Genomic DNA, 26,897 nt, shown 5'->3' with positions numbered 1-26,897 from the left:
AAGCGTAATAACACGGGATATTGTTCATAAACAAACATGAATTGAGAGATGCACCTATAAACAAAGGAAAATTCAGCATCTGCAAATAAGAATATTACCTAAAGGCGGGAAATTTCACTGCGGAAAAAACAGACTACGTGGTGAGAGCAAGAAACAGTCCCTCCCCTGCCGGGGAGGAACAGACAGCATCAAGCCGTTTTTTTACGACCGTACACGGCCCAGGTGATCGCCACGCATAACACGTAGAACACCAGGAAAATTTTCATCGCGCCCGCCGGCGAACCGGTCAGCGCCAGGGAAGTGCCAAAGGCTTTCGGAATAAAGAAACCACCGATGGCGCCAATCGCCGAGATAAAGCCCAGAGCGGCTGCGGAATCGGTGACCGCTTCACGCTGTGCGCTTTCATCGCTCCCGCCACGAGCCTTAACTCGCTCAACGGTAATTTTACGGAAGATCACGGCGATCATCTGGAAGGTCGAACCGCTACCCAAACCGGCAGTAAGGAACAACAGCATAAAGACGCCGTAAAACGCGATAAATGAGCCCGCATGCCCCGCCCCTGGTAAAGTCAGGAACAACAACGCGGCAAACACCGCCATCAACACAAAGTTAATCAGCGTGACGCGAATACCGCCAAACCGATCGGAAAGCGCACCGCCTACCGGCCGCGCCAGGGCGCCGAGGAATGGGCCGAAGAAGGCATAATGCAGGATCACCACGTCCGGAAACTGCGTCTTCGACAGCATGGCGAAACCGGCGGAAAAACCGATGAAAGATCCGAAGGTGGCAAGATACAACAGACTCAGCACCCACAGATGGCCACGCTTGAGCACCGGCAGCTGTTGGCTGAGCGAGGCCTTCGACGCTGCCAGGTCGTTCATGCCGAACCAGGCCGCCAACGTGGCGATCAGCAAGAAAGGCACCCAGATCCACGCGGCGTTCTCCAGCCACAACTGGCTGCCGTCCGGCTGTGCCTGGCCGGTACTGCCAAATACGCCGAACATGGCGATGGAGATCGCCAGCGGAGCCACCAATTGCATCACGCTGACGCCCAGATTGCCCAGCCCGCCATTCAAGCCTAGCGCGCCGCCCTGCCTGGCCTTCGGAAAGAAGAAGCTGATGTTGGCCATACTGGAGGCAAAGTTGGCCCCGCCGAACCCACACAGCAGAGAGATAATGACAAAAACGCCGTAGGTAGTGGAAGTATCCTGAACCGCCAGCCCCAACCACAGGCAGGGCACCAGCAGGAAACAGGTGCTGATTGCCGTCCAGCGGCGGCCGCCGAACATCGGGATAACGAACGAATACGGCACGCGTAGAATGGCGCCCGAAACGGAAGGCAGCGCGGTGAGCAAAAAAAGCTGGTCGGTGGTGAAATTGAAACCAACCTTGTTCAGATTGACCGCGACCGCGCTGAATAACATCCAGACGCAGAAAGCCAATAACAGGCAAGGAATGGAAATCCACAGGTTGCGGCTGGCGATCGCCTGGCCACGCTGTTGCCAGAACGCGGCGTCCTCAGGTTGCCAGTTCTGAATAACCGCACCTGTTTTTTTTGATGGTGACGTTGCAGATTGCGACATAAAAACCTCAGAGACAGGGTGATAACTTCGCACACCCTAGGTGGCCCCCTCCCGAGCAAAGTTGATGTAAATCAACCCGGATGCAGGTAGTCATATGCTGGAAAAGTGCCGACATCCCTTTATGAGTAAACTGCCATACCAGTCAAAATAACTATAAATCAATCGTTTGATGCAATCCCTCTGCCGCTGTCGCCTGCCCGCAGCCACGATCGGAAACTAATGGGTACTTCGTTAGAGGTATGGGGTTATGTGCAAGTATGATGAAAAATAACGCTGAATCGTTACCGCCTTCGCTGGCACCGCCTGCTTTCGCCCACGGGTTTCCAGCCGTTGCCATGCTCTACCGCCGGGGATCCAAGCTACATGAAACGCCTGTTGGCTCCACTTTCCATCGTTAACCAGGTCGCCGTACTGATGATACTGCTGGGCATATTGGGTATTGCCGGCATGGGCATCTCTGCCTGGATGTCGCAAAGCATTCAGGGCAACGCGCATGCCATCAACAAAGCCGGCTCGTTGCGTATGCAGAGTTATCGCCTGCTGTCACAGGTTCCGCTGGATGCACGCAACGAAGCCTTGGTCCGCGAACTGGATCAGGATCAAGACAACCCCGATCTTCAGCGCTCGGTGGAACAGGAAGCGCTGACGGAACAATTTCAGACGCTGCATGATTATTGGCAGCTCACCCTGATGCCGCAATTGCGTCAGGCCCGGCAGCCGGCCGATGCGGCCCCCCAGGTTGCGCATTTCGTCACCCTGCTGGATAAGCTGGTTTCCGGCATCGACCGCCAGACCGAACGGCGGTTGTTGATGGTGACGCTGGTGCAGTCGGGGTTTATCGCCCTGACGCTCTTATTGCTGGTCGGCACCATCTGTTACCTGCGCAACCGCCTGCTGCACCCGTGGCGGCAATTGGTGGCAATGGCGCTGTCGGCGGGCCGCGGCGATTTCAGCCGGCGCTTTGCCCAACGGGGCCATCAGGATGAAATGGCCTCGCTCGGCGGCGCGTTAAACAGGATGTCCGATGAGCTTTCCGCCATGTACCACGGGCTGGAACAGCGGGTGGCGGAAAAGACCGCCGACCTGCAACAAAAAAATCAGGTATTGAGCTTTCTCTATCGAGCCAGCCGCCAGTTGCACGGCAATGAGCCGCTGTGCAGCCGCCTGACGCCGATACTCAATCAGTTGCAAACCCTGACGCCGCTGCGCGCCATTCAGGTACGCCTGTACGAAAACAACAGCCAGGAACAATTTGTGCAACTGAGCGGTAACCTGCCGCTACGGCCAGAATATTGCACCAACCCGGTCTGCAGCGCCTGCCTGAACGATGACGGTCAACAACACGCCCATCACCCTTCCCTGAGCTGGAGTTTAAGTGACAAATTGGGGGATTACGGGGTGCTCGTCGCACAACACCCGCCGCAACGGCCACTGAATGACGATCATCATCAGTTGATTAACACGCTGGTAGAACAGCTGACCAGCGTGTTGGCGATTGAACGTCAGGTGGATCATCAGCAACAGTTGATGCTGATGGAAGAACGCGCGGCGATAGCGCGAGAGTTGCATGACTCCATTGCCCAGTCGCTGTCCTGTCTGAAAATGCAGACCAGTTGCCTGCAAATGCAGGGCGCGGAGCTCTCGCCCGCCAACCTGGCGCTGGTGCAACAAATGCGCGAAGAGCTGAACATCGCCTACCGCCAATTGCGCGAGCTGCTGACCACGTTCCGCCTGCGGCTGACCGAGCCGGGGCTGCTGGCAGCGCTGCAGTCGACGGTGCAGGAGTTTAGCCAACGGCTCGGTGTCGCCATTGATCTCGATTACCAATTGACGCCGCGCACGGTGCCTTCTTATCAGGCGATTCACCTGTTGCAGATTGCCCGCGAAGCGTTAAGCAACATTCACAAGCATGCCCAGGCCAGCCGGGTGAGCATTCAGGTGGTCAATCGGCGAGGTGAAGTTACCCTGAGCGTCTGCGATAACGGGCGCGGGCTGCCGGAAGAGACCGCTCGCCCCGATCACTACGGCCTGATCATTATGCGCGATCGCGCCAAAAGCCTGCACGGCCACTGCGAGATGTTACCTTGCAGCGGCGGCGGCACTGAAGTCCGGGTGGTATTCAAACCGGACAACCACGCCATTGATTAATGGGAGAAACCATGACGACCGAAACCGCCGCCACCATTTTACTGATTGACGACCATCCGATGCTGCGCAACGGCGTAAAGCAGTTGATCGGCATGGATCCACGCCTGCAGGTGATTGCCGAAGCCGGCAATGGCGAACAGGGCGTCTCGCTGGCTGAAGAGCATGACCCGGACCTCATCCTGCTCGATCTGAACATGCCGGGCATCAACGGCCTGGAGACGCTGGATCGCCTGCGTATGACCGCGCTCTCCGGCCGCATCGTGGTGTTTAGCGTCTCAAATCACGAAGATGACGTGGTCAACGCGCTGAAACGCGGCGCCGACGGCTACCTGCTGAAAGACATGGAACCGGAAGATCTGCTGAAGGCCATGCATCAGGCGGCCGCGGGTCAGATGGTGTTAAGCGAAGCGCTAACGCCGATCCTGGCCGCCAGCCTGCGTGAGAACCGCCCCAGCGCCGAACGCGATATCCAGCAACTGACGCCGCGTGAACGCGATATTCTGAAACTGATCGCCCAGGGCCTGCCGAACAAAATGATCGCCCGCAAGCTGACCATCACCGAGAGTACCGTCAAGGTACACGTCAAACACCTGCTGAAAAAAATGAAGCTGAAATCGCGCGTTGAAGCAGCCGTCTGGGTGTTGCAGGGCAAAAACGGTTAATCGCCGCCGCTCAATGGCCCGGTCTGCGCCGGTATCGTCGGTGTTTGCAAGATTTTCGCCGGCGGTAGCCCCTCGTCGGCGCCGGAAACCAGCGTCAGCGGCGGCGCCACCTGCAGGTCAATCCAGTTGGAAGTGACCAATTGGTGCTTATCGTCCTCCAGCGTGACCGATAAACGGTAGTTATTGTTTGCGCCCGGGGCTGCATCCCACTTCGGCACAATCAGGCTCCAGCCATGCGGATCGTTACCGTTGTGCGGTGGCGTCAGACTCAGAGCCTGGGTATCTCCTTGCCAACTGACGCGGGCGATTTTGTTGGTCGCTTTGATTTCAAGCACCAGCGGCAGCGTTTCCCCTTCGCGCAGGCTCCAGGGCGGCGTAGCCAAAAACACCTGCAGCGTTTTACGCTGCCGGAACGCCAGCACCGGTATATTTTTGCGTTCGATATTGTCATAGCGGCTACCGCGCAGCGACTTGGCCTGCGCCACATACTCCGGCGATATCTGTTTCACCAACGGCACGCCGAGCCGGTAACTCAGCGCCAGCTCAACCTGCTCCTGGCTCACCCCGCCTTCGCCCATCTTGTGCAGCGCTTTCACCGTCACCAACGGCACCGGCGTGTAATTCACCCCAAACTGCATGGCGCGCGGATCGTTTTGTTTTTTACCGCTACCGAACAGATCGACATTATCCCCCCAGTACTGCTCGTAGCTGAGCGAACCGCCAATCTGGCGGTAAAACGGCAGGTACCCTTGGGTGGTAACGTCATAGCCGCTCGCCGGCCGGCTGAGGAACACCGCGTCGTTTTTTTGTTGCGCCAGCGCCGACAGCGGATAGTAATAGTTGGCGGAAAAACGCAGAAAATCGCCCCAGGCTTCCGCACCCACGCTGGCGCGATTGTGGCGACGTTCAAAATCGCTGTCGAGCACCGTGTTGTACCCCAGCAGCCAATCCCCGGCGACCCAGCGTTGCCCAATCCCCAGGTTGCCCAGCGAACCGTCGTTTTGCTGCAGAAGACTGAGTTGGCTATAAGTCAGCAAGCCGTTTACGTCATACAGCGGGCTGAACAACTGGCCGCTGCTGCCGGCAAAATCCCCCTGGTTGGACATCACCAGCGACAGTTTGGCGGTGCCCAGCGGCGATAACAGTTCCTGCGCTTGCTGTTGCAACACGTCGTTTGCCTGGCCCAACACATAGTTCTCGGCACGGGTGCGCACCTGCTGGCCGGAAACGTTATTCAAATTACGTTCGCCCAGCTGTTTGGCCATGGTGGCCCACTCTTTCTCACGCGCCGCGTCGTCCTGGGCGTTGCCGCCAAGTTCGGGCAAATCATTGCCCGGTGAGCGAGCGACGGAAGCGGGTGCCGGAGGGGATTCAGCCTGAGCGGGCAAAGTGCCGGAAAGCCAGGCAAACGGCCACACCAGCAACGCCAACGGTAAACTGCCGGTAAGGCGAGGAAGAAAATGAACGGCTTTTTTCACTCTGTAACGTGTTTTTTGTATAACGTCAGTCATTACTCTGTCGCCATCCCCACATCCGAAGGGCACGGCGCATCAACCTTTTTTTGCTGCGGCCACTCCGGACCGCAGACAACTCGACTTTTGCAAACTATAGCACAGGGCATTCATTCCCCCTTTCGGGTGGCCCGGCGCCAAAGCGCATCCTGAAAGCTAAAGCCTAATGGATTTCTGATGAGAAACAATCGGATAAACCCCAGTTTATCAAGTGACAACGTAACAACCACGTTATCTCCGGCAGACCCTGCGTCAGCGGACATAAAAATGCTCGTTTCCAGGCCACCAAAGGGGATGAATTCACTTTATTTCACCTGAAATTTTGCCAAAAAAAACGGCAACAAGAAATCAATGCAGCCAATAACACATTGATTATACGCAGCAATACGCAATTTTTTGCGATTCACCCTGCCGTTGACCAACACTTTGCAGCCAGGCTCGCAATACCGGCCATTGATGGCATCATTTTTCCCTGACAGCCACATTTTGCCGTTATTTTGAACGCTAATTTCAGCTCAGCAAGGACGCTTTATGCTCGATGGCACACAATTCGATCTCTGGCATCGCTGCCTGTTTATACCGGCTCTGCTGTTGGCGGCAGCCCTCGCTACGCGGCTGATTCGCTGCGTATCGGCAAGCCTGATAACCCCGCAATCCGAGCAGGCACGCTGGGTGATATGGGCTGCCATCTGCGCCGGGTTGGCGGCATTGCCTTTCGGTATGCCGCTCCTGCAACGCTTAATGTTATTGCCGGTGGCGTCGGTATTGCTCGCGCTGGCGTTTATCGACCGGCAGTACCGCTTGTTGCCGGATCGCCTGACGCAGCCGCTGCTATGGGCCGGGCTGCTGGTTAATCAGCAAGGCTATTTCACTTCGCCGGCAGAGGCGGTATCCGGGGCTGTCGTCGGTTATCTGTCGCTGTGGCTGCTCAACGCAGCCTATCGCCACCGCCATCAACGGGATGGCATCGGGCAAGGGGATTTTAAACTGTTGGCGGCATTAGGTGCCTGGGTCGGCTGGCCCGCCCTGCCGATGCTGGTCACCGGGGCGGCAGCGACGGGATTATGCGCAGCGGCCATTGCCTGTCTGATGCGCAAACCCGGTTGGCAAGCCCCGCTGCCGTTCGGCCTGTACCTGGCGGCTGCCGCCTGGCCGTTGCTGTTATCGGCGGCTGGCGGCGAATAGCTCCGTCAACGGGGCATAACGCTTGGTTTCACCTTATTTCACTCTGGCGGCGGGTGGGCCCAAGGCCATTTTGCCGCTGTTATAGCCCGCTGTCGGTACGACTGTTATGGCGAGTCCCCGTCTGCACCACTATCCTTTGGCTGAGCCAAAATCAACACAGGAGGTTGTATGATCGATCGTGGTTTATTCGCACTCGCGCTCGGCGCGGCATTATTGACGGGGTCACTGTCATTCGCAGCGCAGGCCGCCGGCACCTTTACCCTCACCTCGCCGGCGTTTCAGGACGGCGGGATGCTGGCGCAGAAATATGCCGGCGCGACGCCGGGCAACGCCAGTTGCACTGGCGATAACGTTTCGCCGCCGCTGAACTGGAGCAACCCACCGACAGGCACCCAGAGTTTCGCCCTGCTGCTGTCCGATCCCGAGGGACGCAGCGGCCTTGGCGTCAGCCATTTGGTGGCCTACGGCATTCCCGTATCGGCCAGCGGCTTTGCCGAAGGGGATCTCACCCTGGGCAAAGGCTTTGTCGGAGGTAAAAACTCGCCGGGTACCGGGGTCTATCACGGCCCTTGCCCACCGGCAGGCTCAGGGTTGCACCACTATACCTTCGTGCTGATTGCTACCGATCTCCCTCCCCATGCATTTGGCCCAGGGTTGACGCGCGAACAACTCTTGGAAAAACTGCAAGGCCACGCCAAGGGCGGCGCGGGGATTATCGGCCGCTTCGGCCAATAGCCGCTCAGGCGGTGGCAGCCTCCGCCGGGGTCTCGGCGGTGAGCGCCTGAGCGCGGTACAGGCTGACCACCTCGCCAATCACCAGCAGGCTGGGTGAAACCGGCCGCTGCCGGGCTATTATCGCCGGCAGTTCACCCAGAGTGCCAATCAATACCCGCTGCTGCGGCTGGGTGCCGCGTTCAATGATCGCCAATGGCATTCCCGCCGACATGCCATGGCGCAGCAACTGCGCGGCGATGGTTTCACTCAAGGCCAACCCCATATAAAACACCAGCGTCTGCCCCGAACTGACCAATCCCGGCCAGTCCAGATCCACATCGCCGCTCCGGCTATGGCCGGTGAAAAAACGCACCGACTGCGCATAATCCCTGTGGGTTAACGGAATGCCGCTCGCCGCCGCACAACCGCTGGCGGCGGTAATGCCCGGCACCACATGGCAGGCTACGCCATGACGTTGCAACCAGGCCATCTCTTCGCCGCCGCGACCAAAAATAAAAGGGTCACCACCCTTCAGCCGCACTACCCGATTACCGGCCTGCGCCAGCTCAACCAGCAGTTGTTCGATCTCCGATTGCGCCAGGGTATGACAGCGCAGAGATTTACCCACGTCGATACGCAGCGCCTCCGCAGGCAGCAACGCCATCACCGCCGGGGAAACCAGACGATCGAACACCACCACGTCCGCCTGCCGGATCACCCGCAGCGCCTTCAACGTCAGCAGCTCGGCATCCCCCGGTCCGGCACCGACCAACCACACTTCACCCCGGCGCACCGGCTGGCGACAATCGCCGGCCAACATCAGCATTTCAAGTGCCTTCATTGCATCACCTCCGCTATGCCACCCGTTGGGCCGCATGCTGTTGAATCAACTTTTTCAGTTCCGGCAAACAAGAACCGCAGTTGGTGCCGCATTGCAGACGATCGCCCAGTTCACTGGCGCTGTGGCAGCCCGCCTGAATCGCCGCAATAATGCGGTTCTCGCCCACGCCGAAGCAGCTGCAAATCGTCGCCCCGGCCGCCGGCTGCCCCGCACCCCCTCGCCCCGCCAACAGCGCCAACCGTTGCGGCCCGCTGACCGGCGGTTGTGCAAAAGCGCTCAGAATTGCCGGTCGATCGAGCATCGGAGCCTGTTGGCGCACATAAAACGCCAGTTGCACCTCGTTCTGACGCCAACCAATGACGTGCAAACCGCGTTGGGCCAGTTGCGCGGTTTGCAGCGTCAGCCCCGCCAAGGGAAAATGCCGCCGTAACCAGTCCTGCCAGTCTTCGATCGGCTGTTGCCCGGCCATGATGTAGTGGGTCAGGCCATCCTGCGCTACCCGGCTCCAGTAAATGCCCGCCGGTGGCGCCACCTCGGCGCGCAGGAAAATCTCCGCCTGCCAGCTCGTCGGCCACGGGCTGACCCGTACCGGCGCATGTTTGCTTTCCGGCTGGCCGGAATGAGCATCGACCACCGGCGGGATCAGACTGTCGACCCGGCCCTGAGCGGTAAACTGACCATTCCAGTGCATAGGCGCGAATACGCTGCCGCGCCGCTGCCCCGGATGACACTGGGCCCGCGCCAGCATCCAGCCGTAGGGCGAACTGAGCCGCACCAGTGCGTTATCGGCGATGCCCAACGCCGCCGCATCCTGCGGATGCATTTCACAGAACGGCTCGCTAAGGTGGCGCATCAGGCGCGTCGCTTTGCCGGTACGCGTCATGGTGTGCCACTGATCGCGAATACGGCCGGTGTTCAGCACCAACGGGTAACCCGGCGATACCGTATTTTGCGGCAGACGCGGCGTCACCGGCAGCAGTTGCGCTTTGCCGTCCGCGTGGAAAAAGCGGCCATCGCCGAACAGACGCCGACAACCGTCTGGGTGATGGGTATTCACCGGCCACTGTACGGGTGCCATATGCAACCACCGCTCCCGATCCCACTGCGCCAGCAGGCTGATATCGAAGGCGCGCGTTCCGTCATTTTCAAAGCCGGAAAGCGCGGCGTGTTCGCTGAAAATCTCCGAAGGGTGCCGGTAGCCGAACGCCGCCCCATAGCCCATGCGCCGAGCCACCTGGCTGAGGATCCACCAGTCGGCCCGCGCCTCTCCCGGCGGTGGCAAAAACGCGCGCTGGCGGGATATGCAACGTTCGGAGTTGGTTACGCTGCCCTCTTTTTCGCCCCAGGCCAGAGCCGGCAGGCGGATATGCGCCAGTTCTGCGGTATCGGTCGCCGCCATCACTTCCGACACCACCACCAGCGGGCACTGCTTCAGCGCCTGTCGTACCGCGTCGGCATCCGGCAGCGACACCGCCGGATTGGTGCCCATGATCCACACCGCTTTCACCTGCCCGGCGGCCATCGCCTGGAACAGTTCCACCGCGTTCAGGCCCGGTTGGCGGGCAATACACGGCGACTGCCAGAAACGTTGCACCCGGTCGGTATCCTCGTTGCTGAACCCCATATGCGCCGCCAACTGATTAGCCAGCCCGCCCACTTCGCGCCCGCCCATCGCATTCGGCTGGCCGGTAATGGAAAACGGACCGCTGCCCGGTCGGCCAATGCGTCCACCCGCCAGGTGCAGGTTGATGATTGCGTTGCATTTATCCGCACCACTTGAGGACTGATTGATCCCCATGGAATACAACGTCACCCAATCGCGCGATGTTTTCAGCAGATTGAAAAATGCCAGTACGTCTCTGAGCGGCAGCCCGCAAAAATCCGCTACCCGCTCCGGCGTCCAGTCAGCCACCGCCGCCAGGGTTTCTTCCACACCGTTGGCGTGCCGGCGTAAAAAGGCGTTATCCACGCCATCGTGCTGGGCAAGCCAACGCAGCGCACCGGTAAACAGCGCGGCGTCGCTGCCGGGACGCAGCGGCAGGTGCAGATCGGCGATATCGCAGGTCGCCGTCTCTCTCGGATCAATCACCACCACACGCATTTGCGGGCGCTGCTGGCGCGCTTTCACCATCCGCTGATATACCACCGGGTGCGCCCAGGCGGTGTTGGAGCCGGTCAGGATCACCAGATCCGCCTGCTCGATGTCCTCATAGCAGCAAGGCACCGCATCGCCGCCGAACGCCCGTTTGTAACCCACCACCGCCGATGCCATGCACAGCCGGGAATTGGTGTCGATATTGGCCGCGCCAATAAAGCCCTTCATCAGCTTATTGGCGACGTAGTAATCTTCGGTCAACAACTGGCCGGAAGCGTAAAATGCCACCGCCTGCGGGCCATGCTGTTCAATTACGCGGCTAAAACGCAGCGCCACCTGCTCCAACGCCTCGTCCCAACCCACCGTTCGGCCGTCAACCTGCGGTTGCAGCAACCGGCCGGTCAGATCCAGGGTTTCTCCCAACGCGCTGCCTTTCACGCATAATCGCCCCTGATTTGCCGGATGCGCGATATCGCCACTGACGACTACCGCACCGTCGCCGCGCTTTTCGACGGCGACGCCGCAGCCAACGCCGCAGTAAGGACAGGTGGTGCAGTGCGCGGCAGTCATGATGCGGCACCGGTCGCTTCCGGCATGACGGCCTGCACCGCCAGCGGTTGGCTGCATACCCAGACTCTGCCCGCCGTCACCCGCACCGGCCAGGCGGTGACGCCACGTTGCCCATTATCCACACAGCGGCCGTCGCTCAGGCGAAAACGCTGCTTGTACAATGGGGATATCACCACTGGCACACCGGCTACGTCACCCAGCAGCCCGCGCGCCAGCACGTTGGCGTCACTGTCCGGCTCCTGATTCGCCAGCGCATAAACGCCGCTGTCCGGCAGATGGAACAGCGCAATCTGCCGTTGCCCCAGGCGTGCGGCAATGCCGGCGTTGGCGGGGATGTCCGTCAGCGCGCAGACATCCAGCCACTGATCGCCTGCGGCCGAGGCCGGTTGCACTTCGATAACCTGCCCGCGTTCCCCTCCGCTGGCCGGGCGGCGCTGGCCGCGCTCCGGCTGCCAGACAATGGCTTCGTCCGGTCGATCGCTGTTCACAAAGGCGCGGAACAGCTTAAGACGATCCGGGCTGGCGAGCGTGGTCTGCCATTCACACTGGTAGCTGCCGACCACCGCCTGCATTTCGTTTTCCAGATCGGCGGCGATACCCAGGCTATCCTCCAGCACCACCTCACGCAGGTAATCCAGCCCGCCCTCGAGGTTATCCATCCAGGTGCTGGTGCGCTGCAGACGATCGGCGGTGCGGACATAGAACATCAGGAAACGATCGACCATGCGGATCAGCGTTGCGGTGTCGAGATCGCTGGCGAACAAATCCGCGTGACGGGGTTTCATACCGCCGTTGCCGCACAGGTACAGATTCCAGCCTTTGTCGGTGGCGATCACCCCTACGTCCTTGCTTTGCGCTTCTGCGCACTCGCGCGTGCAGCCGGATACCGCCATCTTGATTTTGTGCGGCGATCGCAATCCCTTGTAACGATGCTCCAGTTCAATCGCCAGCGCGGTAGAATCTTGCACGCCATAACGACACCAGCTTGAGCCGACGCAGGATTTCACCGTACGCAGCGACTTGCCGTAGGCATGGCCGGTTTCAAACCCGGCGTCGACCAACTGCTGCCAGATTTCCGGCAGTTGCTCCAACCGGGCGCCAAACAGGTCGACCCGCTGGCCACCGGTAATTTTGGTGTACAGCTGATAGCGCTGGGCGATTTGACCGATGGCGATCAGCCCCGCCGGGGTAATTTCACCGGCCGGCACACGCGGCACCACCGAATAGGTGCCGTCCTTTTGAATGTTGGCGAAAAAACGATCGTTGGTGTCTTGCAATGGCAAGTGCTGCGGCTTCAGCAGGTATTCGTTCCAGCACGACGCCAGAATCGATCCCGCCAGCGGTTTGCAAACTTCGCAGCCGCGCCCATGGCCATGCCGGGCCAACAGAACGTCGAAGGTGCGAATATTGCCGACCCGCACCAGGTGATACAGCTCCTGACGCGAATAGGCGAAATGCTCGCATACGTCCTTTTTCACGACCACGCCACGCTGCTGCAGTTCGTGCTCCATCACCTGTTTCACCAGCGCGGCGCAACCGCCACAGCCGGTGCCGGCTTTGGTGCAGGCCTTCACCGCCGCCAAATCACCGCAGCCTTGCTCCACCGCACAGCTGATATCGCCTTTACTGACGTTATGACAAGAACAAATCTGCGCCGTGGCCGGTAACGCCGATACGCCCAGCGCTTTTGGCGCGCCGCCGACCGAGGCCGGTAGAATCAGACTTTCCGGTGCGGCGGGCAGCGGCAGATCATTGAGCATCATTTGTTGCAACGTACTGTATTCGCTGCTGTCGCCGACCAATACCGCCCCCAGCAGCCGTTTGCCGCCGGCATCAACCACCAGTTTTTTATACACTTCCGCCGGGCCGTCGACCCAGCTGTAGCTTTGGCTACCGGGCGTATGACCCTGTGCATCCCCGATCGACGCCACCTCTACACCCAGCAGCTTCAGCTTGGTGCTCATGTCTGCGCCGCAAAACACGTTTTCCCGCCCGGCCAGCAGATCCGCCAGCGTGCGCGCCATTTGATACCCCGGTGCCACCAGCCCGAAAATTTGCCCGTTCCATAAAGCGCATTCGCCGATGGCATAGATAGCGTCATCGCTGGTGCGGCACTGGCTGTCAATCACGATGCCGCCGCGTGGACCGACCTCCAGTTCAGCGGCGCGGGCAAGCTGGTCACGCGGCCGGATACCGGCGGAAAACAGAATCAAATCAGCGTCCAGGGTTTCGCCGTCGGCGAAACTCATACTGTGACGGTGTAATGAACCCTCGATAATCGCCTGTGTTTGCTTACCGGTGTGTACGCTCACACCCAGCGCCTCAATCTTTTTACGCAGCATCGCCGCGCCGCCGTCATCCAGCTGCACCCCCATCAGGCGCGGCGCAAACTCCACCACGTGGGTTTTCAGCCCAAGCTGCTGCAAGGCATTGGCGGCCTCCAACCCCAACAGACCGCCGCCAACGACTACGCCCACGCTGGCGCTGGCGGCGCATTCGGCAATCGCCGCCAAATCCTCCAGCGTGCGGTAAACCAGACAGCCGGGGCGATCGTTGCCGGGGATCGGCGGGACAAATGGATAAGAGCCGGTCGCCAGTACCAGGTGGTCGTAGGCCGTTTCACGCCCCTCGGCGTCGATCACGCATTTGCGCCGGCGATCGATGGCGCAAACCGCCTGCCCCAGCCGCAGTTCAATACCGGAACGCTCGAAAAAGCCCGCTTCCACCATCGACAATGAGTCGGCGCTGCGACCGGAGAAAAATTCCGACAGGTGTACCCGGTCGTAAGCCGCCACCGGCTCTTCGCCAAAGACCACGATGTGATACTGCTGATGCAGTTCGCGAGCGACCAGTTGTTCCAGGAAGTGATGACCGACCATGCCGTGTCCGGCAACCAGCAAAACGGGCTTATGCATATCAGATGTCCTCTCGTCAGACGCCTGCGGCGCCTCGGGTTCGCTACTGCCAAACAGCAGGGCTTCCGGCTGGTTCACCGGCTGACCCAACTGCTGCAGATAAAAAGGGCTGTCCTGGGCGTCGCCATACAGCAACACGCCCTGTAATCTGCCGTCGCGCACCAGCAGGCGGCGATAATGCTGCGCCTGCGGGTCTTCGGCATGGTGAAGCTCGGTTTGCGCGTCGGCGATCATTTCGCCTGCGCTGAACATGTCGATACCGCTGACCTTCAGGCGGGTATGCAGTGGTGCCGGCCGGTAGCCCGGCACCTGCTCACCGCTCAGCCGCTGCGCCAATAACCCCGCCTGCTGCCAGCAGGGCGCTACCAGGCCGAAGGTGATGTCGCCAAGCTGAGCGCATTCGCCGATGGCGAAGATCGCCGGATCCTCAGTCTGCATCCGATCGTCGATCAAAATGCCGCGCTCACAACCCAGCCCGGCGGCCTGCGCCAGGCTGATTTCAGGCCGCACGCCCGCAGCGATCACCACCAAATCGCAGTCGCGCTGCTCGCCATTGCTCAGCGTGGCGGCGCGAACCTGCTCTGTGCCGTAGAACCGGCTGACCTCACAGGCCAGCCGACATTCGATACCGCGCTGCAACAGGTTGTGTTGCAGCATCCGCCCGGCACGGGCATCCAGCTGCCGCTCCATCAGGTGTGTGCCTCGGTGCACCACGGTGGCGGTCATGCCGCGCTGCATCAGCGCGGCGGCGGCCTCGATCCCCAACACGCCGCCCCCTACCACCAGCGCATGCCGCCCTGGCCGACAGCGGTCAAGCATGGCTTCAACGTCGTCCAGCGTGCGAAAACCGTAAATGCCGTTCAGCGTCACGCCGGGCAGTTGCGGCATCAGCGGACGCGAACCTGTGGCGAACACCAGCAGGTCATAGGGCACCTCATGCCGGGCAGTCATCACTCGCTTTTGCTGCCGGTCCACCGCCAGCGCCGGTTCACCGGCCAGCAGCCGCACATCGTGCCGGTGATACCAGTCAAGATCGTGCAACAGGGTCTCGCTGAACGCCTTTTCCCCCGCCAGCACCGGCGACAGCAGAATACGGTTGTAGTTGCCACGCGGCTCCTCGCCAATCACCGTGATGGCATAACGCGCCGGTGCCAGCCGGCAGAGCGTCTCCACCAGCCGCATCCCGGCCATGCCGTTGCCAATCACCACCAGTTGAGTTTTGTCCATCATCCGGCTCTCATGCCGCTTTCGCGTGCTTCTCGTAGAGGAACTTCAGCACCTGGCGACGGTAATGGTGATAATCCGGGTCGTCAGCCAATGCCACCCGTGAACGCGGACGCGGCAGCTTCACCTCAAGAATTTCACCGACGGTGGCCGCCGGGCCGTTGGTCATCATCATTACCCGATCGGACAGCAGCACCGCTTCATCGACGTCATGGGTAATCAGCACGATGGTGGTGTTCAGCCGTTGCTGAATTTCCATCACCGCATCCTGCAGATGGGCGCGGGTCAAGGCGTCCAGCGCACCGAAGGGTTCGTCCATCAACAACACTTTGGGCTTCATCGCCAGCGCACGGGCGATGCCGACGCGCTGTTTCATGCCGCCGGAGATTTCATGCGGTCGCTTGTGCAGCGCGTGGCTCATATGCACCAACGCCAGGTTGTGTTCGATCCACTCGCGCATTTCGCCGCGCGTCATTTCACGCCGGAATACCTGATGCACCGCCAGCGCCACGTTTTCGTAGGTGGTCAGCCACGGCAGCAGCGAATGGTTCTGGAACACCACACCGCGCTCCGGCCCCGGCCCGGTGATTTGCCGGTTATCGCACAACAGCACGCCGTCGCTGGGCATGGTCAGCCCGGCGATCAAATTCAGCAGCGTCGACTTGCCGCAGCCGGAATGGCCGATCAGGCTGACGGTTTCCCCTGCCTGGATATCGAAACTTACCCGATCCAACGCGATGAACTCCCCCTGTGGGGTGGCAAAGCGCTGGCTGACGTTCTGGACCTGAATAATCGGTTTCATGGCGCGCTCCTTAACGGTTCTGATAGCTAAAACGTTTTGCCAGTAACATCAGCCCCTGCTCGAGCAGCAGCCCCACTACGCCGATCACGATGATGGCGATAATGATATTTTCGACGTTGAGGTTGTTCCATTCATTCCAAATCCAAAAACCGATGCCGACGCCGCCGGTCAGCATTTCCGCCGCCACGATCACCAGCCAGGCGATGCCGATGGACAGGCGCACGCCGGTCAGCACATACGGCAACACCGCCGGGAACAGGATTTTGCGCATCACCGTCCACTCAGACAGCTTCAGCACCCGCGCCACGTTGAGATAGTCTTGCGGAATGCGCGTGACGCCTTCTGCGGTGTTGAGGATCATCGGCCAGATGGAGCAGATGAAAATGGTCCAGGTTGATGCCGGCTCCGCACGCTGGAACAGCAGCAGGCCAATCGGCAGCCAGGCCAACGGGCTGACCGGGCGCAGCAGCGAAATGATCGGGTTAAGCATGTTCGCCAGAAAGGCAAAGCGCCCCAGCAGGAACCCGGCCGGAATACCGACCAACGCCGCCAGCCCAAAACCGGTGGCTACACGCTGCAACGAGGCCAGCACGTTCCAGCCGATCCCCTGATCGTTCGGCCCGGCGGAATAAAACGGATCGGCAAACAGCGTCAGCGCCGCTTGCCAGGTCGCCAGAGGCGTAGGAAAGCCCTTGCTGTTGAGCGCGGCGATCTGCCAGATAACCAGGGTCAACACCAGTCCCAATGCAGCAGGCACCGCACGGCGAAAAGCGCTTTGTAAAGGCAAACTCCAGCGCGGTTTGGGCTGCGGCTTCGCGGCGGCCGGGATTTTCAGCGGCAGGATTTCCGCACTGGTCGGCGTTTGAATATCAATACGTTCAGCGAGATTTTTCATCGGTTACCTCAGCGCTTTAAAGAGAAACTGTTGGCGTATTCCGCCGGATTGCTGCCGTCCCAACGTTTACCGTCAAACAACGTGCTGGCACGCATGTCGCTGCCGGGAAGATTCACCCCGCCCACCGCGCTTGCCGCCTGTTTGTAGATCTCGGTACGGTTGATTTTTTGCGCAACGGCCAGGTAGTCCGGTTCGGCGCTCAACAGGCCCCAGCGGCGATGCTGGGTCAGGAACCACATGCCGTCAGACAGATACGGGTAGCTCACCTCGCCATCATGGAAAAAGCGCATCGCATGAGCGTCCTGCCAGGATTTGCCCAGACCGTTTTGGTATTGACCGAGCATGCGGCCGGTGATCACTTCCGGTTTGGTATTGATGTAGGCGCGCCCTGCCACCACCTGGGCAGTCTCCTCGCGGCTGGCGTCGGAGCTGTCTATCCAGCGTGCGGCGTCCAGCACGGCGGCGGTCAGCGCGCGGGCGCTGTTCGGGTTGGCCGCCACCCAATTCCCCGTGGTGCCCAACACTTTTTCCGGGTGATCGGGCCAGATTTCCTGGGTGGTGACGGCGGTAAAACCGATGTTTTCGGCGATGGCGCGCTGGTTCCACGGCTCCCCGACGCAGAAACCGCTCATGTTGCCGATCTTCATGTTCATCACCATCTGCGGCGGCGGCACCACCACGTTGCGCACGTCGTCAAACGGATGAATGCCGGCGTTCGCCAGCCAGTAATAGAGCCACATGGCGTGGGTACCGGTCGGGAAGGTTTGGGCGAAGGTGTAAGTCCCCTTGGCGCTGGCATCGACGTGTTTTTTCAGCGTGGCCGCATCGGTGACGCCGGCCTGCTTTAACTGGTTGGAAAGCGTGATCGCCTGACCGTTGTTGTTGAGCGTCATCAGCACCGCCATGTCGTGCTGCGGCCCGGCTACGCCCAATTGCAGGCCATACACCATGCCGTACAGCACGTGCGCCGCATCCAGCTCGCCGGACAGCAACTTGTCGCGTACCGCTGCCCAACTGGCTTCTTTGCTGGGAATGATTTTGATGCCGTATTTTTCGTCAAACTTTTTCACCGCCGCCATCACCACCGAGGCGCAGTCGGTGAGCGGGATAAAGCCCACGCGGATCTCTTTTTTCTCCGGTGCGTCAGAGCCTGCCGCCCAGGCCGTATTCATCAGGCCAGGCAGCAACATGCTGCCGCCCAGCGCCGCGCTGCCGGCCAAAAAGCGGCGGCGCGTCAACTCAAGCCCAGGGTGTTTGGTATGCGTCATCAGCAAGTCCTTCAATCAGGCGATAAAAATAAAAAAGGCGTCCCATCAGCACATTCCACCATTGGGGTGAACATGCTGAAAGGACGCCTTTATCCAAATTCTTGTTGGCAATCCGGCCGCCATTGGCCGGGTTACGTTTTAGTTAATGCAGCTTGCGTGCCAAATCGCCAAATCTGTCATTTTAAACCCACCAATATGTACCCCATGAATTTCGAGTTGTAGCCAGGCGCCCAGCTCGCTCATCCCCAGGCGCTTACTTAAGTCACTGGGGTGAGTGACAAATCTGTCGGGAACCGATTTGAACGCTGCTTGCAGCGGCCCCAAAGGGGCAAGGCCCTTGGATGGATCTTGCAAGCAGGAACAACGCTGCAGCTTGAAAGGCGACGGGGTACGTTGCACAACGGCAAGGCATTAACTGCACTGACTGTGTGCATATACTCCTTAAGGAGTATCCCCGGTGGAGGGTAAAATATCCGCCACCGCCAGCATGGCATTGGCGATATCAATCAGCCGCTTGTTTTGATTCATGGCCATCTTGAGCAACAAGCGGTGGGCTTCCTCCTCGGTCAACCCGCGATGCCTGATCAACAGCCCTTTGGCACGTTCAATTTGCTTGCGCTCATGCAGCGTCGCGCGCGCCGTCGCCAACTCTTCTGACAAAATCTGCAACCGCTGCGACTGCTGCTGAATCAACTCCATCATGGAACGGCCCAGACGCGGATTGATGCCGTCCCCCATCAGCGGCGACGCCTCCCCCAGCGGGGTGGCCACGAACACCGCATAGCTTTCTCTCGCCTGTGGCGGCACGTAACCGACGTAATCTACCTCCAGCGAGCGCCGGGCCTCGGCCAGGCTGTGGCGGCAACTGGCCATCAGCGCTTCCTCCAGCCGATCCTCTATCTGTTTCATCAGGTCGATGCGCGCACTGGTGATCTCGAACCAGCGCAGGCTGGTGTCGGCGCGATCGCTCAACTGCAATTGCGTACAGGCGATGCGACGCAGGCGTTCAAACTCGCGGTCATCCTGCTGCTGTATGCGCCGCCACTGAGCCAGCGACTGTTCGTCGGCAAACTCGCCGAAGGTATGAAAACAGCGCTCTTGCCCTTCGATCAGCATCAGTAGCTGTTCATGGGACGCTTCACTGAAATGCATGGCGGCAAAACCGGCCGAACCTATTGCCCGTTCTTGCCCGGCCAGCTCCTTGCCCTGCATAAAGCTGAACATGGCGATCAACGCTCGCGTCATGGCGGGCTCAACGCAGGCATCCGCCGCCTCGAACACCAGCGCCAGCAGGCTGTGAATGATGTTATTGAAGGTGTCCATGGCGGCAGGCTGCGAGACCTGTTGCTGTTGCACCTGGCGGCGCAGCGCGGGCAAGGCGGTGAGGTTGTGCAACGCACAGGCGATGCGGCTGAACAGGCGGCTGGCGCTGGCCAGCGGTGCCGTGGCGGCATCCAACTGCGCCAGTTGCCGTTGCACCGCCAGTTCGGCCTGCTCCACGTCCTGCGTTCTGCCGGGCAACCGTTCGCCGAACAGCGCGCCCTGCGAACACAGATAAATATTGACGGTGCCGCGCTCCCGCTGAAGCACATGGATCAGTTGGCTCACCCGGCCAACCAACTGGCCCATCTGCAGCAGCTGTTGCAGCACGGTGATTTCGCAGCGTTTGGATGCCAGCAGAAAATCGCCGGCACTGGGCGGGAAAGCGCTATTACGGCTCATGACAGGATCCCCGTTACGGTAAATAGGCGGATCCTGCAAAAGCCGTGCCGTAGCGTTACTTACTCACGCGATCCAGATAAAGCATGCTGTTGGCGATGTTCAGCGTGGCACCCTTGACGTTGTCGCGCAGCGCCACCAGCGTTTGCCCTTGCAGCGCGACAACGTACGGCGAGCTGGCCTGCACTTCATGCTGCAAGGCTGCGTAACGCGCGGCGCGTTTTACCCCATCGCCTTCTGCCGCCGCCGCACGGGTTTCCGCACTCAGCGCCGGTATCGTCCACTGGGTGCGCCAGGCCAGGGTTTTCGGCCCGTTCGGCACATTGTAAGCAAAGGCGCTGGCGTTGGTGTTCGGATCCAGATAGTCGGCCCCCCAATAGGTGAAGATCGCCTGGAAATCGCGGCCGCGCATCTTGCCCCACAGATCGCTTTCTACCACCGGGTGGATATCCAGCTGCAAACCGGCCTTGGCGAAGCTGGCCTGCAGCGCCTGGGCGATATCGGTATAAGGCGGTTGGTTAATGACGATCAAATCGATGCGAGTGCCCTCCGCGATACCCGCGTCATGCAGGATCTGCCTGGCCTTTGCCACGTCAAGTTTGAACGGCTGGTCCGAGACGGCACCGTCCAGCCCGACCGGCAGAAAAGCCTGATGGACGCGATATTGCCCTTTCAGCAGATTTTTCGCGATGGATTGATAATCCACCAGCCAGCGCGCCGCCTGCCACAGCGCCGGATTAGCCAACGCCGGCTGCTGCGGGTTGCCGGTATTGAAACCCAGGTAATACACATTTGCCGAGTCATGCTGCTCAATACGCACGCCCTTTTCATTGCGCAACGAGTTGAACTGATCGGCACCCAAATCATAAGCCACGTCGGCGTCGCCCTTCAGCAGCAGCAGGCGGCGGGTGCCGGCGTCGCTGACGTTCTTCAGCAACACCGTTTTCAGCTGCGCTTTTGGCTGGGCGTAATCGTTACGGCTAAACAACAGCGCTTCGTGCGGCACATAGTTGCTGACCCGGTAAGGGCCGGCACCGGCGGAGTTCGAGCGCAGCCAGGCATTGCCGAAATCCCCCGCCTGGCTGTGTTCGCTCAGCAGTTTCTCATCGACGATCGACGCCACCGGCGCAGTCAGCAATCGCAGCGCCAGTTCGCTGCCGATATTCGCCGGCCAGCTCAGTTGCACCTGGTTGTCGTTGAGTTTTTTCAACTGGCTTGCGACGTTGTCCGGCGTCCAGCCGAATTCGCCGAGAATAAACGACGGCGCCTTGTTCAGTTTCACCGCGCGCACCAATGAGAAGATCACGTCTTCCGGCCGTACCGGGTTGCCGGAGGCAAAGCGCTGATTGTCATGCAGGGTAAAAATCAGGCTGTGACCATCTGCGCCCGCCTGCCAGCCACTGGCCAGTTCCGGATCCAGCTTTTCCGGCGTTTCGCGATCGGGTGCCAGCAGCCGCTGATACAGATTGACCAGGTTGGCTGAGCTGACGGTTTCAAAACTCTCGGCCGGATCGAGGCTGATAATCCCCTCCAGCGAACTGACCACGACCAGCGTGTCTTGCGGAGTGGCGGCCTGCGCGCCGAAGCTCGCTGCCAGGGCGCTGAACACTAACGTTGGGATGAGACGTTTCATTGATACACTCTCCATCAATCACGCGGATGCGTTATTTTTCGAGTGTAGGGGGGCGAGCTTATAAGAAGAACGACTATAAATTGCTTTATTTATTACACAGATGAATATACCCACCGGCAGAGCGGCGGGTATTCTCTCAACTCACCAACCGGCCGTGCGCCATCGCCACCGCACGATCGCACATGTGGTCGATGACGTCGGCGTCGTGACTGACCAGGATCATGGTCAGATCGCCCGCTTGCTTCAGATCGTTGAGCAGGTTAAGGATTTCCGCCTGTACCGACATGTCCAGCGCCGACGTCGGCTCGTCCAGCAGCAGCAGTTTCGGTTTTAGCAGCAGCGCCCGCACTATCGCCACCCGCTGGCGCTGGCCGCCGGAAAGCTGGTGCGGATAGCGATCCAGCAAGAGAGGGTCAAGCCCCACCTGCCGAAAACCGGCGCTGATTTTCTGTTCGATATCGCGCTCTTTCAGCAACTTCAACGGCTCCGCCAACGTACGCAACAGCCGGTGCTTGGGGTGCAACGAAGCATAAGGGTCCTGAAACACCATCTGCACCTCACGTCGCAGCGTGCCGGTGAACGGCCGACCGGGCTGCAGATCCTGGCCCAGCAGACGGAAACCGCCGCTCCAGTTCTCGTTCAACCCGGCCAGCACCCACAGTAGCGAGGATTTACCGCAGCCTGAGGGACCGACCAGCCCGAAGCACTCGCCCCGTTCGATATGCAGATTGACGTCATGCACCACCGTGCGCAGCTCATAGCCCTGACGGTGGCTGACGCTCAGATTTTCCAAAGTAATCAGGCTCATTTCAGCGCCTCCAGCAGCGCGCGATCCAATACCGGCAAGAGTTTGCCGTGGGTTTCCCGGCTGGGTCGGCACGACCATAGCGTGCGGGTATAAGGATGCGTGGCCGAGGCCAACTGGTCGGCGGGCAGTTGATCCAGCAGTTCCCCCTTGTACATCACCAATACCCGTTCGCAGTAGTGCGCCACCTGCTGCAAATCGTGGCTAATCAGAATCAGCCCCATATTGCGCTGCTCCACCAGATTTTCGATCAGTTGCAACACCTGATCGCGCATCTGGTGATCCAGCGCGGAAGTCGGTTCATCGGCAATCAGCAGTTGCGGATCGTTAATCAGCGCAATCGCCAGCATCACCCGCTGCCCCATGCCGCCGGAAAGCTGATGCGGGTAGCGCTGACGCAGCGCCGCCGGATCGGGCAAGCCTACCGCCGCCAGCATGTCCAGCACCTTTTCCCGCCGTTCGGCCCGGCCCAGGCGAGTGTGCAGCAACAGCGGCTCCTCCACCTGCTTGCCTATCGGCTGGGTGGGGTTTAGCGCATGCTTGGGATCCTGCATCACCATCGCCACTTTTGTACCACGCAGCCGGTTCCACTGGCGCTCGTTCAGCCGCGTAAGTTCGTCCCCGCCCAACGTCAGGCGCTGCGCCCGCACTTGCAACGGCGGGGGCAATAGCCCCATCAACGCACGGGCGGTCAAGGATTTGCCGGAACCGGATTCACCGACCAGCGCCAGCCGCTCCTGCCCCATGCTGAAAGAAATCTCTTTTACCAGCGCAACCGGCTGTGGTGCCGGCAGCAGCACCGACAATCGGTCGGCGATTAATAAGCGGTTATCAATGCCCATGACGAGGATCCATTTTATCGCGCAGGCCATCGCCCAGCAGGTTAAAAGCCAGGCTGGCGAACAGGATCGCCCCGCCCGGTACGGCGGCAACCCACCACTGATCGAAAATCACTTTACTGCCCTCGGCCACCATTGACCCCCATTCGGCGGTCGGCGGCGCAACGCCCATGCCGAGAAAACCCAAACCGGCGGCGGACAGGATAATCCCGCCCAGGCTCAGCGCGGCGCGAACTACTGCGCTCGGCAGACACAGCGGCAAAATATGGCCGACCATCAACCTCAGGCCGCCGATACCCTGCATGCGCGCCGCCGCCAGATAGTCGCTGCGACGCAATGCCAGGGTTTCCGCCCGCGCCTGACGAGCGAAAGCGGGCCAACTGGTCAATGCCAACGCCAGCGCGCCGTTCATCAACCCAGGGCCAAGCACCGCAACAAACGCCAACGCAATCACCAGGCTGGGCAGCGACAGAAAAATGTCGGTCACGCGCATCAAAATACGCTCCGCCCAGCCACCGAGGTAACCGGCGCTGATACCCACCAGCAGGCCAATAGGAATGGTCAGCAGCAGGATCAGAGATACCAGAATCAGCGTCGGGCGCGCGCCGTAGATCACCCGCGACAGCAAGTCGCGGCCAAAACCGTCGGTGCCCAGCCAATGGCCGGAGGAAGGCGGCAGCAGGCGCAACTCAATGTGTTGCAGGTTGGGATCGAACGGCGCCAGCCACGGGGCCAACAGTGCGGTAAGGATCAGGATCGCCACCAGCGTCGCGCCAATCGTCAACGTCGTCAGCCGACGGCGTGAGCGGTAGCCGGTAGCCGGTTCGCCCTGGGGCTCATGTTCTGAAAGGTATTGGCTCATCGGGTTCGCGGGTCCACTAAATAAGTCAGCGCGTCGGCCAGTGCGTTAAGCACTACGAAACAGGTGCCGATCAGCAGCGTAGCGCCAAGAATGGCCGGCGTATCGGCGGCAAACAGCGCGGTGGTCAGATAACGCCCGACGCCCGGCCAGGCGAACACCGTTTCGGTCAGTACCGCGCCTTCGAGCAGGCTGGCGTAGGACAGCGACAAGACGGTGATCAGCGTGCCGAGCACGTTGGGAAACACGTGACGCAACAGAATGCGCACGCGGCTGGCACCTTTGGATCGCGCCAGGGTGACGTACTCTTTGTTGCACTCTTCCAGCATCGCCGCACGCAGCAGCCGGGTGATGCCCGCCATCGACAGCAGCGCCAGCGCCACCACCGGTAGCCACAGATGGCTGATGGCGTTGTAAAACATCTCGCGATCGCCGGACAGCCAGCTATCAATCAGCACAAATCCGCTGCGCGGCTCCATGCTGTAAAGGTAGATATCATCCAGCCGCCCCGGCCCCGCAGACCAATGCAGCGTGGCATAAAACAGCAGCAGGCCCAGCAGGCTGAGCCAGAAGATCGGTACCGAATAGCCTATCAGCGACAGCAGGCGTGCCGCGTTATCCAGCCAGCTGCCCGGTTTGAGCACCGCCAGAAACGCCAGCGTAATGCCGCCGAAGGCGCCGAGGATAATGGCGCAGGTGGCCAGCTCTACCGTCGCCGGGAAAGTACGCAGCAGATCGCTAAGCACCGGCTGCGAGGTGATGCGGGATATCCCCATATCGCCGTGCGCCAGATGCACCAGATAGCGCCAGAACTGCACAGGCAACGGCTGATCCAGCCCCAGATCGTGGCGCACCTGGGCGTAAGTGGCTTCGCTGGCGTGATCGCCGGCAATTTGCAACGTTGGGTCGATAGGCGCCAGATGCGAGAGCATAAAGGTGAACAGCAACAGGCCGAGCAGCGTCAGCGCCAGGGACAACACGCCGGTAAACAGCCTGCGGCCCCAGTGCCAGCTGTGCCGGGCGAACCCGGCAGAGGAAGAACGGGTTGTCATTACTTGCTGACCTTGCTGTAGAACACCATGTCGGGATTGATACCCTGCACGTAGCCTTTCAGATTGTCGCGCACGGCGATCAGGCTGCGCGCTTGCAGGCCGATAACAAACGGCGAGCTTTGCTGAACGGATTTCTGCAACTGCTGGTAATCCGCCACCCGTTTGGCGGTGTCATTCTCCGCCGTGGCCGCCAGCGTCAGTTTACTCAGCGCAGGAATTTGCCAGTTGGCGCGCCAGGCCAGGGTTTTGCTGCCGTCTTCCGGGTTATAGGCGAAGGCGGCGGCGTTGGTGTTCGGGTCAAAATAATCCGGCCCCCACGAGGTCAGGACCGCATCATAGTTCAGGGTTTTGACCTTGGTGGACACCTGCGCGCTTAGCCCCGGCACCAGATCCACCTTCACGCCCCCCTGGGCGAAGCTGGCCTGCAACGCCTGGGCGATATCCAGGTACGGCGGTTGGTTGTTGACGTCCAGCTTAAAGCTGACGTTTTTCAGGCCGGCCTTCGCCAGGATTTCTTTGGCTTTTTGCGGATTAAAACTGTACGGCCGGTCCTTCAGCGCGCCCAGATAGCCTTCCGGCAGGAAGGCCTGATGGTTCTGGAACTGGCCTTTCAGCAGATCGTCGGCAATGCCTTTATAGTCGAACAGCCAGCGCGCCGCTTCCCAGAACGCCGGATTGCTCAGTGCCGGTGACGCCTTGGCGTTGAACTGCAGGAAGTAGAGTGACGCGTAAGGGATGGCCAACGGTTTTACGCCTGGCTTGTCTTTCAGCGCCGCCATCTGATCTGCGCCCAGGTTACGTGCAATATCGGCGTCGCCCTGCTCCAGCAGCAAACGGCGCGCAGCCGGATCCGGCACGTTCTTGATCAGTACGGTTTTCAGCGTTGGCGCGCCTTCCGGTGAGGTTGGATTGGCATCCAGCACCACCACTTCATGCGGCACATAGGTACGGATTTTATACGGGCCGCTGCCGGCCGAATGGCTGTTCAGCCACTGATGCCCCAAATCATCGCCCTGCTGGTGCGCCAGCGCTTCTTTGGCATCGACAATCGACGACACCGGTGCCGACAGCAGGCTGAGCACGAACGCCGGGCTGACGTTTTCGCTCCAGCTTATTTTCACCTTGTTATCGTCCACCTTGCTCAGGTGCTGGTCGACGTTTTTAGCATTCCAACCCAGTTGAGTGAGGATAAACGAGGGTTCCAGGTTCAGCTTCACCACCCTTGATAACGAGAAGATCACGTCCTCTGGACGCAGCGGGTTGCCGCTGGAGAATTTGGCGTCCGGCCGCAGGCTGAAGGTCAGGCTACGGTTATCGCTGCCCGCCTGCCATTCGCTGGCCAGAGTAGGTTTGAGGTCGATAGGGTTCTGCGGATCCGACTGGATCAGGCGCTGATACAGGCTGTTGAACGATTGTACCGTGGTTAATTCAAAGCCCTGGGCAGGGTCAAAGCTGACAACGTCATCAATTGACTGGGCAATCACCAACGTATTCGCCGGGGTCGCCGCCTGCGTGTTGAAACTGGCCGCTACGGCCAAAAATAGCAAAGAAGGAACGAACGCTTTCATCAGAAACTC

19 protein-coding genes are annotated in these 26,897 nt (G+C 60.2%); 4 read left to right on the top strand and 15 right to left on the bottom strand.

All coding sequences use genetic code 11. The features are described from left to right. Window positions 1-188: 188 nt before the first annotated feature. Complete coding sequence (locus QZQ97_RS03275; protein WP_311992238.1) at window positions 189-1,583, bottom strand: NarK family nitrate/nitrite MFS transporter; 1,395 nt, start codon at window positions 1,581-1,583, stop codon at window positions 189-191. A gap of 363 nt (window positions 1,584-1,946) precedes the next feature. Here QZQ97_RS03275 and narX point away from each other — a divergent pair, with 363 nt between their 5' ends. Both narX and narL read left to right on the top strand, forming a co-directional pair. Beyond that, a complete protein-coding gene (gene narX / locus QZQ97_RS03270; RefSeq protein WP_311992237.1) occupies window positions 1,947-3,731 on the top strand; it encodes a nitrate/nitrite two-component system sensor histidine kinase NarX in 1,785 nt (594 codons plus the stop codon). Window positions 3,732-3,742: 11 nt separating this feature from the next. Next, window positions 3,743-4,393, top strand: coding sequence for a two-component system response regulator NarL (gene narL / locus QZQ97_RS03265; protein WP_006321500.1), 651 nt, complete (start codon window positions 3,743-3,745; stop codon window positions 4,391-4,393). Here narL and QZQ97_RS03260 read toward each other — a convergent pair. Further along, entirely contained in the window at window positions 4,390-5,904 is a 1,515-nt protein-coding gene (locus tag QZQ97_RS03260) for a YchO/YchP family invasin (RefSeq protein ID WP_311992236.1), read from the bottom strand. The genes narL and QZQ97_RS03260 overlap by 4 nt on opposite strands. A gap of 531 nt (window positions 5,905-6,435) precedes the next feature. Here QZQ97_RS03260 and QZQ97_RS03255 point away from each other — a divergent pair. Together QZQ97_RS03255 and QZQ97_RS03250 are read left to right on the top strand one after the other, a co-directional pair. Then, a complete protein-coding gene (locus QZQ97_RS03255) occupies window positions 6,436-7,089 on the top strand; it encodes a prepilin peptidase (protein ID WP_311992235.1) in 654 nt (217 codons plus the stop codon). 168 nt (window positions 7,090-7,257) lie between these two features. Next, the gene (locus tag QZQ97_RS03250; RefSeq protein WP_311992234.1) at window positions 7,258-7,824 is read left to right on the top strand and encodes a YbhB/YbcL family Raf kinase inhibitor-like protein; all 567 of its coding nucleotides are present in this window, start codon (window positions 7,258-7,260) and stop codon (window positions 7,822-7,824) included. A gap of 4 nt (window positions 7,825-7,828) precedes the next feature. Here the strand turns inward: QZQ97_RS03250 and cobA are convergent, their stop codons facing one another. The 13 genes from cobA to QZQ97_RS03185 form a co-directional block, all read right to left on the bottom strand. Beyond that, on the bottom strand, window positions 7,829-8,644 hold the full coding sequence (gene cobA, locus QZQ97_RS03245; protein WP_311992233.1) for a uroporphyrinogen-III C-methyltransferase: 816 nt from the start codon (window positions 8,642-8,644) through the stop codon (window positions 7,829-7,831). Between the two features lie 13 nt (window positions 8,645-8,657). Further along, entirely contained in the window at window positions 8,658-11,309 is a 2,652-nt protein-coding gene (locus QZQ97_RS03240; protein ID WP_311992232.1) for a nitrate reductase, read from the bottom strand. Continuing rightward, window positions 11,306-15,451, bottom strand: a complete 4,146-nt coding sequence (gene nirB / locus QZQ97_RS03235; protein WP_442995186.1) for a nitrite reductase large subunit NirB — start codon at window positions 15,449-15,451, stop codon at window positions 11,306-11,308. The genes QZQ97_RS03240 and nirB overlap by 4 nt, the downstream gene beginning before the upstream one ends. Before the next feature lie 10 nt (window positions 15,452-15,461). Then, window positions 15,462-16,250: an ABC transporter ATP-binding protein gene (locus QZQ97_RS03230; protein WP_311992230.1), complete on the bottom strand. Its 789-nt coding sequence runs from the start codon at window positions 16,248-16,250 to the stop codon at window positions 15,462-15,464. Window positions 16,251-16,260: 10 nt separating this feature from the next. After that, complete coding sequence (ntrB, locus tag QZQ97_RS03225) at window positions 16,261-17,145, bottom strand: nitrate ABC transporter permease (protein ID WP_311992229.1); 885 nt, start codon at window positions 17,143-17,145, stop codon at window positions 16,261-16,263. Between the two features lie 8 nt (window positions 17,146-17,153). Beyond that, the gene (locus QZQ97_RS03220) at window positions 17,154-18,413 is read right to left on the bottom strand and encodes a CmpA/NrtA family ABC transporter substrate-binding protein (protein WP_311992228.1); all 1,260 of its coding nucleotides are present in this window, start codon (window positions 18,411-18,413) and stop codon (window positions 17,154-17,156) included. 441 nt (window positions 18,414-18,854) lie between these two features. Further along, window positions 18,855-20,135, bottom strand: a complete 1,281-nt coding sequence (locus QZQ97_RS03215) for a nitrate- and nitrite sensing domain-containing protein (RefSeq protein WP_311992227.1) — start codon at window positions 20,133-20,135, stop codon at window positions 18,855-18,857. A gap of 55 nt (window positions 20,136-20,190) precedes the next feature. After that, window positions 20,191-21,765: an ABC transporter substrate-binding protein gene (locus tag QZQ97_RS03210; protein ID WP_311992226.1), complete on the bottom strand. Its 1,575-nt coding sequence runs from the start codon at window positions 21,763-21,765 to the stop codon at window positions 20,191-20,193. A 136-nt stretch (window positions 21,766-21,901) separates the two neighbouring features. After that, complete coding sequence (locus QZQ97_RS03205; RefSeq protein ID WP_311992225.1) at window positions 21,902-22,573, bottom strand: ABC transporter ATP-binding protein; 672 nt, start codon at window positions 22,571-22,573, stop codon at window positions 21,902-21,904. Continuing rightward, window positions 22,570-23,412, bottom strand: a complete 843-nt coding sequence (locus tag QZQ97_RS03200) for an ABC transporter ATP-binding protein (RefSeq protein WP_311992224.1) — start codon at window positions 23,410-23,412, stop codon at window positions 22,570-22,572. Before QZQ97_RS03200 ends, QZQ97_RS03205 begins: the two co-directional genes overlap by 4 nt. Further along, the gene (locus QZQ97_RS03195; protein ID WP_311992223.1) at window positions 23,402-24,271 is read right to left on the bottom strand and encodes an ABC transporter permease; all 870 of its coding nucleotides are present in this window, start codon (window positions 24,269-24,271) and stop codon (window positions 23,402-23,404) included. The genes QZQ97_RS03200 and QZQ97_RS03195 overlap by 11 nt, the downstream gene beginning before the upstream one ends. Next, window positions 24,268-25,320, bottom strand: a complete 1,053-nt coding sequence (locus QZQ97_RS03190; protein ID WP_311992222.1) for an ABC transporter permease — start codon at window positions 25,318-25,320, stop codon at window positions 24,268-24,270. Before QZQ97_RS03190 ends, QZQ97_RS03195 begins: the two co-directional genes overlap by 4 nt. Continuing rightward, window positions 25,320-26,888: an ABC transporter substrate-binding protein gene (locus QZQ97_RS03185; protein WP_311992221.1), complete on the bottom strand. Its 1,569-nt coding sequence runs from the start codon at window positions 26,886-26,888 to the stop codon at window positions 25,320-25,322. The genes QZQ97_RS03190 and QZQ97_RS03185 overlap by 1 nt, the downstream gene beginning before the upstream one ends. Window positions 26,889-26,897 lie beyond the last annotated feature (9 nt).

Origin of the sequence: Serratia sp. root2 (assembly GCF_031931805.1) — a bacterium.
Taxonomy (GTDB): Bacteria; Pseudomonadota; Gammaproteobacteria; order Enterobacterales; family Enterobacteriaceae; genus Serratia; species Serratia inhibens.
Note: the sequence above shows the minus strand (reverse complement) of the source record. Positions and strands in the feature narration are given on the sequence as shown.

What these genes read in the sequence shown, in the direction of transcription:
- QZQ97_RS03250 (WP_311992234.1), top strand. Translation starts at nt 7,258, where the DNA reads ATGATCGATCGTGGTTTATTCGCACTCGCGCTCGGCGCGGCATTATTG.
- QZQ97_RS03210 (WP_311992226.1), bottom strand. Translation starts at nt 21,765, where the DNA reads ATGAAACGTCTCATCCCAACGTTAGTGTTCAGCGCCCTGGCAGCGAGC.
- cobA (WP_311992233.1), bottom strand. Translation starts at nt 8,644, where the DNA reads ATGAAGGCACTTGAAATGCTGATGTTGGCCGGCGATTGTCGCCAGCCG.
- QZQ97_RS03190 (WP_311992222.1), bottom strand. Translation starts at nt 25,320, where the DNA reads ATGACAACCCGTTCTTCCTCTGCCGGGTTCGCCCGGCACAGCTGGCAC.
- narL (WP_006321500.1), top strand. Translation starts at nt 3,743, where the DNA reads ATGACGACCGAAACCGCCGCCACCATTTTACTGATTGACGACCATCCG.
- narX (WP_311992237.1), top strand. Translation starts at nt 1,947, where the DNA reads ATGAAACGCCTGTTGGCTCCACTTTCCATCGTTAACCAGGTCGCCGTA.
- QZQ97_RS03195 (WP_311992223.1), bottom strand. Translation starts at nt 24,271, where the DNA reads ATGAGCCAATACCTTTCAGAACATGAGCCCCAGGGCGAACCGGCTACC.
- nirB (WP_442995186.1), bottom strand. Translation starts at nt 15,451, where the DNA reads ATGGACAAAACTCAACTGGTGGTGATTGGCAACGGCATGGCCGGGATG.
- ntrB (WP_311992229.1), bottom strand. Translation starts at nt 17,145, where the DNA reads ATGAAAAATCTCGCTGAACGTATTGATATTCAAACGCCGACCAGTGCG.
- QZQ97_RS03240 (WP_311992232.1), bottom strand. Translation starts at nt 11,309, where the DNA reads ATGACTGCCGCGCACTGCACCACCTGTCCTTACTGCGGCGTTGGCTGC.
- QZQ97_RS03275 (WP_311992238.1), bottom strand. Translation starts at nt 1,583, where the DNA reads ATGTCGCAATCTGCAACGTCACCATCAAAAAAAACAGGTGCGGTTATT.
- QZQ97_RS03255 (WP_311992235.1), top strand. Translation starts at nt 6,436, where the DNA reads ATGCTCGATGGCACACAATTCGATCTCTGGCATCGCTGCCTGTTTATA.
- QZQ97_RS03260 (WP_311992236.1), bottom strand. Translation starts at nt 5,904, where the DNA reads ATGACTGACGTTATACAAAAAACACGTTACAGAGTGAAAAAAGCCGTT.
- QZQ97_RS03230 (WP_311992230.1), bottom strand. Translation starts at nt 16,250, where the DNA reads ATGAAACCGATTATTCAGGTCCAGAACGTCAGCCAGCGCTTTGCCACC.
- QZQ97_RS03220 (WP_311992228.1), bottom strand. Translation starts at nt 18,413, where the DNA reads ATGACGCATACCAAACACCCTGGGCTTGAGTTGACGCGCCGCCGCTTT.
- QZQ97_RS03200 (WP_311992224.1), bottom strand. Translation starts at nt 23,412, where the DNA reads ATGGGCATTGATAACCGCTTATTAATCGCCGACCGATTGTCGGTGCTG.
- QZQ97_RS03215 (WP_311992227.1), bottom strand. Translation starts at nt 20,135, where the DNA reads ATGAGCCGTAATAGCGCTTTCCCGCCCAGTGCCGGCGATTTTCTGCTG.
- QZQ97_RS03205 (WP_311992225.1), bottom strand. Translation starts at nt 22,573, where the DNA reads ATGAGCCTGATTACTTTGGAAAATCTGAGCGTCAGCCACCGTCAGGGC.
- QZQ97_RS03185 (WP_311992221.1), bottom strand. Translation starts at nt 26,888, where the DNA reads ATGAAAGCGTTCGTTCCTTCTTTGCTATTTTTGGCCGTAGCGGCCAGT.